Origin of the sequence: Sphingobacterium sp. JB170 (assembly GCF_900163865.1) — a bacterium.
GTDB lineage: Bacteria > Bacteroidota > Bacteroidia > Sphingobacteriales > Sphingobacteriaceae > Sphingobacterium.
This window is the reverse complement of the sequence record NZ_FUKU01000017.1, coordinates 21,731-34,326: the sequence shown is the minus strand read 5'-3', so window position 1 is coordinate 34,326 and position 12,596 is coordinate 21,731. Positions and strand designations below refer to the sequence as shown.

At 40.7% G+C, this 12,596-nt stretch carries 12 protein-coding genes; 4 read left to right on the top strand and 8 right to left on the bottom strand.

Annotated features, from left to right (window positions below; all coding sequences use genetic code 11):
- Window positions 1–51: 51 nt before the first annotated feature.
- The 6 genes from FM107_RS05095 to mnmE form a co-directional block, all read right to left on the bottom strand.
- Window positions 52–273 carry an ATP-binding protein gene (locus FM107_RS05095; protein WP_256959351.1) on the bottom strand — a complete coding sequence of 74 codons (222 nt, stop codon included), beginning with the start codon at window positions 271–273 and terminating at the stop codon, window positions 52–54.
- 23 nt (window positions 274–296) lie between these two features.
- Complete coding sequence (gene istA / locus FM107_RS05090) at window positions 297–1,850, bottom strand: IS21 family transposase (RefSeq protein ID WP_086947442.1); 1,554 nt, start codon at window positions 1,848–1,850, stop codon at window positions 297–299.
- Window positions 1,851–2,282: 432 nt separating this feature from the next.
- Window positions 2,283–2,564, bottom strand: a complete 282-nt coding sequence (locus FM107_RS05080) for an AlpA family transcriptional regulator (protein WP_086947440.1) — start codon at window positions 2,562–2,564, stop codon at window positions 2,283–2,285.
- 97 nt (window positions 2,565–2,661) lie between these two features.
- The gene (locus FM107_RS05075) at window positions 2,662–3,222 is read right to left on the bottom strand and encodes a hypothetical protein (protein WP_086947439.1); all 561 of its coding nucleotides are present in this window, start codon (window positions 3,220–3,222) and stop codon (window positions 2,662–2,664) included.
- On the bottom strand, window positions 3,219–4,358 hold the full coding sequence (locus FM107_RS05070; RefSeq protein WP_086947438.1) for a site-specific integrase: 1,140 nt from the start codon (window positions 4,356–4,358) through the stop codon (window positions 3,219–3,221). Before FM107_RS05070 ends, FM107_RS05075 begins: the two co-directional genes overlap by 4 nt.
- Before the next feature lie 166 nt (window positions 4,359–4,524).
- Window positions 4,525–5,901, bottom strand: a complete 1,377-nt coding sequence (mnmE, locus tag FM107_RS05065) for a tRNA uridine-5-carboxymethylaminomethyl(34) synthesis GTPase MnmE (RefSeq protein WP_086947437.1) — start codon at window positions 5,899–5,901, stop codon at window positions 4,525–4,527.
- Between the two features lie 204 nt (window positions 5,902–6,105).
- Here mnmE and ppk1 point away from each other — a divergent pair, with 204 nt between their 5' ends.
- The 4 genes from ppk1 to FM107_RS05045 all read left to right on the top strand — a co-directional run bounded on the left by ppk1 (window position 6,106) and on the right by FM107_RS05045 (window position 10,728).
- The gene (ppk1, locus tag FM107_RS05060; RefSeq protein ID WP_086947436.1) at window positions 6,106–8,172 is read left to right on the top strand and encodes a polyphosphate kinase 1; all 2,067 of its coding nucleotides are present in this window, start codon (window positions 6,106–6,108) and stop codon (window positions 8,170–8,172) included.
- Between the two features lie 125 nt (window positions 8,173–8,297).
- A complete protein-coding gene (locus FM107_RS05055) occupies window positions 8,298–8,684 on the top strand; it encodes a hypothetical protein (RefSeq protein WP_086947435.1) in 387 nt (128 codons plus the stop codon).
- Between the two features lie 63 nt (window positions 8,685–8,747).
- A complete protein-coding gene (locus FM107_RS05050) occupies window positions 8,748–9,692 on the top strand; it encodes a YafY family protein (protein WP_086947434.1) in 945 nt (314 codons plus the stop codon).
- Between the two features lie 58 nt (window positions 9,693–9,750).
- Complete coding sequence (locus FM107_RS05045; RefSeq protein WP_256959350.1) at window positions 9,751–10,728, top strand: glycoside hydrolase family 43 protein; 978 nt, start codon at window positions 9,751–9,753, stop codon at window positions 10,726–10,728.
- Between the two features lie 130 nt (window positions 10,729–10,858).
- Here FM107_RS05045 and FM107_RS05040 read toward each other — a convergent pair whose 3' ends face one another.
- Both FM107_RS05040 and FM107_RS05035 read right to left on the bottom strand, forming a co-directional pair.
- Window positions 10,859–11,332: a DinB family protein gene (locus FM107_RS05040; protein ID WP_086947433.1), complete on the bottom strand. Its 474-nt coding sequence runs from the start codon at window positions 11,330–11,332 to the stop codon at window positions 10,859–10,861.
- 714 nt (window positions 11,333–12,046) lie between these two features.
- Entirely contained in the window at window positions 12,047–12,574 is a 528-nt protein-coding gene (locus FM107_RS05035) for a dihydrofolate reductase family protein (protein ID WP_086947432.1), read from the bottom strand.
- Between the last annotated feature and the right edge of the window lie 22 nt (window positions 12,575–12,596).

Genomic DNA, 12,596 nt, shown 5'->3' with positions numbered 1-12,596 from the left:
TAGGTGGAAAAATACCCCGTAAATCCCCGTTTGAGGGTATTCACCGGATGCTTACATATCAGTAAGGTTGGCATCTTGCCTGAAGTTTGCCTGTTTTAAGAGACGTTCAATCTTTTTGTTTTCTCGGCTTTCCCATTGATGATCGGTCAATATCGCTAAATATTCATCACAGGTCATCCCTTCAAACTGGTTTCCTTGTACATGTTGGAGATGTAAATGTGCCATTGCTCCAAGTCGCATGGATTTTAGTTTTTCAATTGTCTGATTATTCATTTTTATTCAATTTATGGTGTAGATTATTTGTAATTGGATGCACCCCGTATATTGGCATGAACAGGGATATGAGCATTGTTCTGCTCAAGGTCTTTATAGGACATGGGTACTTTATCCATGTTATTTTTGAGGATGTTTTTGATACGGTTATAAGAGCATGCTTCGGTATCCAGCGCCCGCTTACAGGCGGTGTTGAGCCTTTCAGAACCGTAAGATTTATGCAGAAGGATTACTCCCAACGCACGCTTATAGCCTATTTCGGGATAATCTTGGGAGACCAGTATCTTTTCAATACACTTTAGGACGTACTCCCCATGCGGAGCGGCTTTCTGCTTAAAGAACTCAGGGTTCCAGTCGGAATAGAACTTATGGGTACTGCTCAGGTGTTCTGTATTAGTTACATAGCTTCCCTTGGTCAGGTTACGTTGGTGGATGGCTATTCTTTCCAGGTTGTAAAACACCTCAACCCTGCTTTTGGTGTAATGGATGATAGTTTCCTTCCCAATATATCGATAAGGCACGCTATAATAGTTCTTATCAGGTGATAAGTACACATAGCCCATCTTCTGCACTTTGGCCCGCTTATAATCTTTTAACTCATAAGGACTTAAAGGGAGTGGTTTCAGGTATTGGCGTTCTACAGACTGAAACAATTCAATACGACTAACTTCTTTTCGCTGGAATAGCAAAGTGTTATAGCGTACAAGGAGTTGCCAGATTTCTTTGTTGAGATCGGCAATAGAGAAAAAAGTCATCTCCCGCATAGGGTAGTAGATTCGTTGGTACGTTAGGTGCACTGCGTTCTCGACCAAGGCCTTATCCTGAGGAGCATATCCACGGGTCGGATTGATCACGCAATTATAGTGGCGAGCAAAGTCTTTGAACGTTCGATTGATGTCCGCTTCATACCTACTAGCCCTTTTAACCGCTGACTTAAGATTATCAGATACAATTGCCTTAGGCACCCCTCCGTAATAGTTTAAGGCATTGGCGCAGCAAGCAATAAACTCGTTCCGTTTTTGGCTTTGGCAGGCCTCAACATAGGTATAGTGACTGTGGGGAAGGATGGCCACGAATACTTCTACAGGGATCATTTCTCCCGTTTCCTTGTCCGTGATATGGAGTTTCTTTCCGGCAAAGTCTATAAATAGCTCATCGCCAGCTTCGTGGTCCAGCTTCATAGAACCCTTCTCTTTCGCGTATTTCCTTCGATAATGCTCCAGGAACTGGGTATAGCTATATGGATCCTTAGCGTTTTGGACATATTCTTGGTAGTGGTGCAGAAAGGTAAATCCAGGGTGGCAGCGAGCACTATTGACACGCTCAAAATAAAGCATAAGTTCGTTGTGGCGCTGCACGTCAATGGTGGTGTGAGAAGAAAAGAGTTCGGATAAGGCTGGATTTTCAAAGAGCAACAGCTCCTCAAGAGAATAATCACTGCCAGCAAACAACTGCATATAATTGTTTACGGTGTTTCGAGAAACTCCAAGAGTGGAACCTATTTTACGGTTACTGACGCCATCAAGATGTAATGTTATTATTTGTTTTAAGTCCATCGGATCAAGGGTATTGGCCATATCGCTAAGTTTAGAGCGACAAGGTAGTTTTCTTTTTGATCTTTTAAAGTGGCACAAAACGAACCGTAATACCGAGCTATTTATACTGCCGAAATTGGTGAAATAAATAGTGGCACAAAACGAACCGTAATCAAAAGATGATTACGTGTAACATTTAACAATTGTGGCATCATTTGAACCGAAATACCTGGCATCATCAGGCCGATTTAGCTGGCACTAATCGAACCGTAATATCCAATTAGGATTATCAAATGGAACTTTTATGGGAATTAAGAGACCCTGTGCATCCTTTATTGAAGTAAGAATAACGGTAATTATTCTCTGTTCAATAATCGAAGTATCTTGCGTAATTAAGACTTCACGAAAATCATTTGAGAAGAGAACTTTCTTACGAGGTTTAGAAACAAAGGCTTTATCATTGAGCATGTCAGACTATATTTTCTTATTAGAAAATTCAATCGCTTCCCTCTCAATTTCTTCGCTGGATTTGTATTTGTTATTTAATAACCAATCATCTATCTTTTTTCTATCAAAAAATAAAACTTTCCCATTTGGTTTAGAAAATGGTATTAAGTTTTCGTGTACCAATTTATAGACATAAGATTTTTTGAATCCTGTATAATCGGCAAGTTCTTCTACATTGAGAATTGGTTTAAGAGCAACCATATATTTTTCAATACGGTTAAGTTTAATTAAAATCATTTCATTCTCCATTGCTTTACTATTTTTTATTTAATAGAACAAAGGAAAAACAAACGTCAATTGCTTACAATACGCTTAAGAGTGAATAAATTTTTAAAGTGCATTTACCCTATTTTTTTTTCCATTCTGTAAATGATTTATTAACATTATGATAAATCATTTTTTTTGAGTCTTTACAAAATCTGTCAACTACAAAATTTATCAATTTTTTCCTATTACATGGATTTAGATTTTTCAAATCTGTTAGTGAAATATCAGTTAAAAATGTAAATATTGTTCCAACTTGATACTCTTTACTTAGTTCTGCCACATGTATCCAGTTAATAAATTTATCAGATTCTGTAGTAGTTAAAGCCAATACAAAATCATCATATGAGGTATCAGTCTTATTCTCTTTTATAAGTTTTCTATGAATTTCTTTATTTACTAAAGCAGTTTTTATAGAAAAAGAGTTTTTCCGTAAAATTTGATCGCTAGGGTCAATCACATAAGTCTGTGATGTGAATTCTTTTTTAAGTTTCCTATTTTCAATTTGACTATCGATAATTGTATTCACATATGATTTAACCGAATCTTTAAATTTTTTCTCAAATAGAATATTTATAATTTCATCTTTGATTATTGCTCTAATTTCATTTCTCAATTCCTCTTTTAATTCTTTGTCTATCATAATTCAATATTTAATTCAGGTATCATTTCTGCAGCTTCTTTCATTTTGCTATCAACAATTTTTGCGTAAATCGCAGTTGTTCTTATTTCACGATGTCCAAGGCGTTTTGAAACAGTATAAATATCTGCACCATTTTCCAATAGCAGTACTGCGTTCGTATGTCGAGCAGAATGAAAAGTAATATGTTTTGAAACACCGGCGCGATTGCACCATCGAACTAATTCAGTGTTATAGGTCATACCATATTTTAATCCAGTGAAAACTCGATCTGTTGGAGATTTTCGTTCACCTAGTAAATTACGAGCTTGATTAGAAATGTATAGATATTCCACTCCATCAGTCTTTTCTTGGCGAAAATTAATTTTAATACTTTCGCCTTCTTCTCGTACTTCAGACCACAATAAGGTATTGATGTCTGACCATCGTAAACCAGAAAGGCAAGAAAATAAAAAAGCATTTCGTAAAACTGGATATTTACATTCAGATTTTGCGAGAGATTGCATTTCATCAAATGTCAAATATTCTCTTTGGCTTTCAGCTTGTTCAAACGACTTTGTTTTGGTAGCATAGTTTATTGACAAATAGCCATCATCAAATGCGCTTCGCAAAGAAGCTTTAAATTTATTGAAATAGGAATATTTAGAATTTTGCGATAATGGAAGATTGCTTTTAGTAATAGCATCATTCTCAAAGTATGTTCGGACTTTCTTTACAAAACTTTCATCGATATCATCAAATGTTACATTTTTGGAAATGACATTATTTAGATGCTGCAATGTTGAGTACCAATTCCCATAATTATTAGACGAATCTCTCTTTTGCTTTTCTTCGGTAAGCTCTTCAAAATATTTCAGGAATGTTCTTTTAGATTTAGTGGTACTTTTTAAATCAAATTTCCCCTGGACAAATTCGGCTTTGCGAATTGCAAGAACATTTTCGGCAAATTCTAAAACTTCTTTATTTTCCTTTTTCTCTTTTGCAGTTTTAGGATCAGATAATAAATAAGAATCTAAATTTTCAAAATTACGAAGATGTCTTCTTTTTCCATTCTCGTTAATTTCTGAACCTTTGTAGTATTCAATAGAAAGACTTAACCTTCCATCCTTCAGTTTTCTTTTATTTAAAGATATTTTCATAGATTGCAATATGTATCACTTGTACTACTTTAATCAATAATATTAAATAAAGTAGTACTAAAGTAGAAACAAATGTACAAACAAAGTATTACATGCGAAAACAAAAGTTATATAAAATACTGATAATCAAACAAAAGAATACAAAAGAAACTAAAGGAAAGCATATTTACTTCCCGATACAGAACTTAGAAAATATATTCTCAAGCAAATCATCAGTAGACACTGCTCCTGTTATTTCGCCGAGATGATGAAGGGACTGGCGTATATCCATCGCTAGAAAGTCAGACGTCACTGGATTAATGATGCCGTATAATACTTTATCGAGGGCCTCCTGCGTCTTCTGTAATGCTTCAACATGCCTAATGTTAGTAACAAGCACATCATCCGTAGCGATATTCGATAGATTCACCTGACTTAACAGCTCATCTTTCAACTCATCAATACCATTATTAAATTTTGCAGATATGTATATCGGTTTTAGTGGCGCGTATGTCTGGCGCTGCTCATCGGTGAGTAGGTCTTCTTTATTGATCAGTGTTACGAATGGGATATTTAGTCCACCAACCTCTTCAACCTGCAGCTGCACATCAGCCACCGTGTCTTGCGTAGGGTCAAATAAATAAATAATGAGTCGTGCCTGTTTCATCTTCTCACGCGTCCGCTCCACCCCTTTCGCTTCGATGATATCGATCGTTTCCCGAATTCCAGCCGTATCGATAAAACGGAATGTTATCCCGTGGATATTAATTTCGTCTTCAATAGTATCTCGCGTGGTCCCGGCAATTTCCGAAACAATAGCACGCTCTTCGTTTAAAAGTGCATTCAGCAATGTCGATTTACCCACATTAGGTTTGCCAGCAATTACGACCGGAACACCATTCTTAAGTACATTCCCCTGTTCAAACGAAACAATAAGTTTACGGATCACGCTGTGGATATTCAGTACGAGTGACCGCAGGTGATCTCGATTAGCAAACTCTACGTCTTCCTCACCAAAGTCTAGCTCCAGCTCAACCAGCGAGGCAAAATTCACGAGATCCTCCCGCAGTGCTTTGAGCTGATTGGAGAATCCGCCGCGCATCTGTTGCATAGCAACCTGATGGGAGGCCTGCGAGTTGGACGCGATAAGATCGGCGACGGCTTCTGCCTGCGATAAATCAAGCCCGCCATTTAAAAACGCACGCAGGGTGAACTCACCCGCTTTGGCAGCGCGCGCGCCCTGTTTCATGAACAGCGCTAAAACCCGTTCGATAATGTATTTGGAGTTATGCGTCGAAATCTCGATCACATTCTCTTTTGTGTAGGAGTTTGGTCCTTTAAAAACAGAGACCAGTACCTCGTCAATAATATCTTTTCCGTCACGGATTGTCCCGAAATGTATAGTGTGGCTATCCTGAGCATTCAAATCCTTCCCTTTGAATACTTTATTTGTAATATCAATAGCCGCACTCCCGGAAAGGCGGATAACAGCAATTGCGCCGTTAGCCCCTGGTGAGGTCGCTAGAGCAACGATAGTATCTTGCGAAATTAATTCTGTTGACATCGTGCAAAGGTACGCTTTAGAATTTATTTTTGACGGAGGCTTATCGACGTGTGCCGATAAACTCTGTATCGAAGAATATCGACAAATCCTCCATTAAATTCCCAAAAACCCGGTAGCACTTAACATGATGTTAATATTATGGTTATATTTAAGACACATTATAGTAATACTTTTAAAGCATAATTGTACGTGGTTAAGAAAAAAATGACAAAGAAAATTATCCCTAGAGATATAAGCTGGTTAAGTTTCAACGGACGGGTGTTGCAAGAAGCGGCAGATAAGGATGTCCCACTTTCGGAGCGAATTAAATTTTTAGGCATATTCTCCAACAACTTGGACGAGTTCTTTCGTGTTCGCGTTGCGGGACTTCGTCGGGCACAAAGTTTCAACGACAAAGATGCCAAAGTGCTTTTCTTCGACAAGCCGCAAGAGATCCTCGACCGCCTAAATGAAATCATAATCGAACAGCAGAAAAAATTCGACCAGGTATGGGATAACGTTCAAGCAGATATGGCTAAACAGAAGGTGTTCATAAAAACCGATACCGAGCTTGATCTGCGGCAGCAACAATTTGTGCGCGATTACTACGAAGACGAGGTTGAATCGAATATCATTCCGCTACTACTCGACGAAAACCGCCCTATGCCCTATCTACGGGATAAAAGTCTGTATGTAGGTATCGCGATGCGCAAAACGGATTGGGAATACGAAACGCGTTTTGCCATCATCGAGCTACCTTCGCGCCAAAACGGCCGTTTCCTGTTGCTCCCATCACCAAAAGGCGAGAAGCACGTCATGGTGCTCGAGGACGTCATTAAGTTTAACTTGCCGTATATCTTCTCCTACTTTGGTTTCGACACCTTCAAGGCACATGCTTTTAAGATTACTAAAGATGCAGAGTTTGATCTGGACAACGATATCAATACGACGCTGGTGGAAAAAATCGAGAAAGGCGTAAAAAATAGACGAAAAGGCAAGCCTACGCGCTTCGTGTTCGATAAAGAAATGGATTCTGCACTCGTGGAGCTATTGATCAAAAAGCTGCATCTGACAAAAAAAGACAGCATCATCCCTGGACAGAAGATTCATAATTTCAAGCATTTCATGGACTTTCCTAAGGTATTTAAGCAGGAAAATAAACCCGCCGAGCGTATACCTTTTGACCATCCCGAATTTGCCGATCGCCAGCGGATAAGTGACGTGCTACTTAAAAAAGATATCCTTCTTTCATTTCCCTACCATCATTTCCACCCCATGATCGACCTACTGCGCGAATCGGCGATGGATCCTGAGGTGCGTACCATCCAGATCACGGTTTACCGTATGGCGCAGAACTCAAAGATTGCCAACGCCCTGATTAATGCCGCCCGTAACGGTAAAATCGTGACCGTCATGCTGGAACTACAGGCCCGCTTTGATGAGGAGAACAATCTGGACTGGAAAGAACGCTTTGAGACCGAGGGCGTACGCGTACTGCTCGGCATCCCCAATAAAAAGGTGCACGCTAAACTCTGTATCGTCAAAAAAAGAGTCGGTAACAAAACGCTTCAATATGGCTTTGTGAGCACCGGAAATATCAATGAGAAAACGGCTAAGATATACGGCGACCACTGCTTGATGACCAGCGACCGCACCATCATGGCGGACATCAATAAAATATTCAGCGCACTAGCAGGCGCAAAAAATGGCGAATTTTCTCCAAAGCCTATCAAGAATATGCTAGTATGTCCGATAACGATGCGCGAGACCATCAACAATCATATCGATAACGAGATTCAAGAAGCGCTTGCCGGAAGGAAAGCGTATATGGTTATTAAAGTGAATTCGCTAAGCGACACGGATATTATCCAGAAGCTTTATCAAGCAGCCGAAGCGGGTGTAAAAATAGAAATGATCGTACGCGGTATATACTGCGCAATGAACCAAAAGAAATTCAAAGAGCAGATCCACGCCATTAGCATAGTGGACGAATACCTTGAGCACGCCCGGGTGATGTACTTCCACGCTGCAGGTAAAGAATATGTATACATTTCCTCGGCCGACTGGATGACTAGGAACCTTGATCACCGGGTAGAAGCAGCGGTACGTATCAATAGCAAAAAGATAAAAAACGAAATCACCGATATGCTCGCCCTGCAGCTTAAAGATAATGTCAAAGCAAGGATCCTAGACAACAATCTGGAAAACACTTATGTGCCCGCAGATGGTTCTGAATTGCGATCTCAGGTTGAAATTGCGCGGTACCTGCGGGCAAAAGCAAAGCACGATTAACCACCAGTTGGCGAATTTTCGTAATTGTTAATTATTTGTTAAACCGGTCGCCATTGAAGGGGACTGGCACTTCTATTGTAAAACCCTGGTCAGTTAATAGAATATACACGAATTAAATCACAGTTATGAAAACGACGATTAAGATGTTAAGCTTCCTATGTATTGCCTTGTTCACGTTCGCAAGTTGCAGCAAGGATGACGATCCTGCAGATAATATTTTGTTTGCAGATAAATACCGCGGAAATATAAGTTTTACAACAACCAGTGAGCAAGAAAATGTGCCCATCTCCGAAGGAACGGTAACTGTGACTAAAGTAGGCGACACCTACAACTTTGCTTTTTCAAACGGAATACCCAACATTAATGGTATTGAGTTTGAACAGCGCGGCGATAATACCTACTGGAATATAGGGGGGTCAACCGCCAGCTATATCCAAATTGATGCGGACAACCTGACGATTGCATACGTACAAGATGGCGACGCATGGACTGCAAATTGTTCTCGCGATTAATATTTGCCATGATATTTTTTAGAAAGCCTGCCCACTCGGCCGGCTTTTTTTGTATGTTTAACTATGGATATCGCTAAACGTTTTCATCGAATAATCGCTATTTATTTCCAACTACAAGGCCGTTCGGTAGTCAAAGCCCAGGACCTATCCGAACAGTTCGAGGTAAGCGTGCGCACGATATATCGCGACATGAAAGCGCTCGAGCAGGCCGGCATTCCCATATACGGGGAGGCAGGAACGGGCTACTCCCTGAGCGAAGGCTATAAACTTCCTCCCACCAGCTTCACAGCGCAGGAGATCCGGAGCCTAGCAACTTCGGAAAAGCTTATGCAGAAATTCGTCGATCATGAGCTATTCAGCCACTTTAACACCGCAATCGGGAAAATAAGATCTTATTTCCGCTATAGCGAGAAAAACTCCATCACGGCGCTCGAGGAAAATGTATATATGAACGCACCTAAGCATATGTTTAACGAAGCCGTGCCTGGGGCGCTATCGATGCTCTTCGAGAGCATTTCGCTACGCAAGAAAATTAAGATGGAATACCGTGCGCTAGACCGGCAGGAATCCGCTACGCGCCAGATTGAACCGGTCGGCGTGTACCATGAAGGGAACTTCTGGTACTTCCTTGCTTACTGTCACCTGCGTAAAGACTACCGTAGATTCCGCATCGACCGCATCATCCAGATTTGGCGTACCGACGAGCCCTACGGGCACCAGCACAAGCCGTTACGCCATTTTTTAGAGCAGAAAGAAGCGCCCAAAATGACCACCGTTATTATTTCGGTCGATAAAGAAATCGCTAGGTACATACAATACCAGCGCCAATACCACGGCTTCATCAAGGAAGAACTCATCGGTGACCAGTTTATCATGCACTTTCGCGCGCGTGATATCGACAATGAGTTTGCCCGTTGGTATTTGATGTTTGCCGATCGAGCCTCAATTATTGAACCCCAGGCACTCAAAGACACCATTCGGCAGATCGTCGCGAACATCAAAATCTAAGAAAATAGCAATTGAATTTTTATGCTAAAAGGTTTTTTCTATCTTTAGCACTACCAAAATGTCAAATAACTGGATGATGATAAAATATAAATCTTTAGCGGCGGCAGGCGCCTTATTTCTTTGCTCAAGTGCGTTCGCCCAGCAAAACCCTGTTTTCCCAGGATGGTACGCCGATCCCGAGGGAATTGTTTACAACAACGAATACTGGATCTTTCCGACCTACTCCGCTCCTTACGAGGAGCAGATCTTATTCGACGCGTTTTCTTCAAAAGATCTAGTAAACTGGACCAAGCATCCGCGGATCCTTGATAACAATGAGGTAAAGTGGGCGGATAAAGCGATGTGGGCACCCAGCGTCATTGAAAAGGATGGCAAATACTACTTCTTCTTTGGAGCAAACGATGTGCATGAAGGGGAAGTAGGTGGTATCGGCGTTGCCGTAGCCGACAAACCCGAAGGCCCATATAAAGATTTAATAGGCAAGCCGCTTATAAACGATATTGTAAACGGTGCGCAACCAATCGATCAATTTGTCTTTAAAGATAAAGACGGCCAGCATTACATGTTCTACGGCGGGTGGAAACATTGCAACGTGGTAAAATTGAGCGACGACTTTAAAAGCATCGTCCCCTTCCCGGACGGGACAACCTATAAAGAGGTCACTCCGGAAAACTATGTCGAAGGACCATTCATGTTTATTCGTGAGGGCAAATACTACTTTATGTGGTCCGAAGGTGGTTGGACCGGCCCCGACTATAAAGTAGCCTACGCGATTGCCGACAGTCCTTTCGGTCCCTTTGAAAGAGTAGGAACAATCTTGGAGCAAGATCCAAAAATTGGTGTGGGCGCAGGTCATAACTCTGTTATCAAGGTACCAGGTGAAGATACCTACTACATCGTTTACCACCGCCGCCCACTCGGAAAGACCGGTGCTGAGGAGCGCGAAACGTGTATCGATAAAATGACCTTCGACGAAAATGGACACATCAACCCTGTGAAAATGACCTTTACTGGCGTCGAACATAAACTGGACTAATCGATATTAGAAGACCAGCGCTTCGAGTCGCTGACGCTTAGAGCGAATAATACAGCAAAGTGGCCTGCAAGTTTTATACTGCAGGCCACTTTCCATTTACGGTAGCTGATAATGAGGAATATACCGCGTGCTAGAAACGCTCCCAGAAATGTGGCGGCTCAATACCGAGTGAACGTAAATACACAAACCCTTGCCCCCTATGGTGAATCTCGTTATCAACGAAATACAAGAGGTTTGAATAGATCGGAAATTTATATTCGCCAAAAAGGTTATGCTCTTTATGGAAATCTTCCTCCGGAATACGGTTAAAAAGATCAATGATCTTCGGGGTATCTTCATCCCAGCGTTTCAATAGTGCTTCTTTGGTGTCTAAAGGTAGGTTGTGTTGATAACCTTCTTCATCGCGAGCCACGATCCCGCGCAATCCTGGCTCTGCAATGGAAAGTAGCTCTTTGGTCAGCTCAGCAAAGGTGCGCATGCCACCTATCGCATAGTTGAATAATTCTTTCTCCGGAAACGCTTCAATCACCCGGCGTGTTAGTTTACGGTGTCCCAGCCAATGTTCCAAAAATTCTTGTTTCGTTAATACTAATGCTGTACTCATGGTCATTATATTTAGATGTTTAAATTTTAGTTCTTGGAGATCCTTTCTCGCAATGAACTCCCTTTTTCATATAATCAAAGTTAGTCGCATCGTTGACAACAGTTTGTCAGCAGCAAAATAATAAAAATTATAATCCTGTTAGACTTTTAAAAATTTTCAAAAATCCCTGATGTTAATTTAATGATTATTCCTAGACATACGATAATCGAACTAAATGCCGCTACCCTAGCGCCACTTGCTTTTCATTTGGTGTAATCACAAAGCTACCAATGAGGAGGCCGACTGCTAAGGCAACAACAACAGAATCGGCAGAAAGATTAACAGCATATTCGCCGACGACAGCATAGACGTTTTAGGCGTACATGCCGACCCATGTAGACTTTGTACACGCACACTTTAAGCCAGAGACATTTAACAGCGAGCCCGAACACCGTCATATCGATGTTATCGATATGACGGAACACACTGATTTCAACTTTACGCACCTCGGACATTGAAAAAAGATACAGGTACTTTTCGCTGTATCTCCGAGATAATATCTTTTAATGAAGATGTCGTTTAGCTTTATGGTATTAATGGTAACCATTGCAAACGCTAGGGCGGAGAACAAACTCCACCTATCTATCGTGTTAACAAATTCTTTAAATTCATTTTCTGTCTTACTATTACAAATAGCAATTCTAAGCTGGGTTTTCGACTCTTTGCTTACAAAGCTTATCGCGGCCGTGCTATCCTTTCTTCTTTAGCTAAATGCAGTTGAACAAAACCGTCTTTAAGTTTTTGTCCGTTATGTTTAAACTTTGAGTTTAGTTCACTATTGTTTCCTAAAATAGCTCCAGCTCCTGTGATTATCGGATTAATGTTAAAATAAATCGCTGTAACCAAATCTTTATCGATAAAGGCGTTGAAAGTACCTGCTCCGCCACCAACGACGATTTCCTGCTCCCCTTTTCTAGACATATATTCAATAGCTTCTTCTGGGCTCGCCACGAATTTGTAGCCATCAACTGTATGAGGTTTATCAGCCAATATGATAATTTCTATTCCATTAAAAAGTTCTCTTACTTCAATTGGAAATTTTAGAAAATTTTCAAAGGTTCTTAGTCCGATCACAACATTTCCAACCTGTCTTACAAATCGCACATAAAATTCCATGGCTTCTGGTGGCAGCTGATGATGCGGATTATCGGCTAATAAAATTCTTCCGTTAGCCGAAATGTTTGCTATTAGTGTTACTTTCATAATGAATTATTTTTTTATTTCT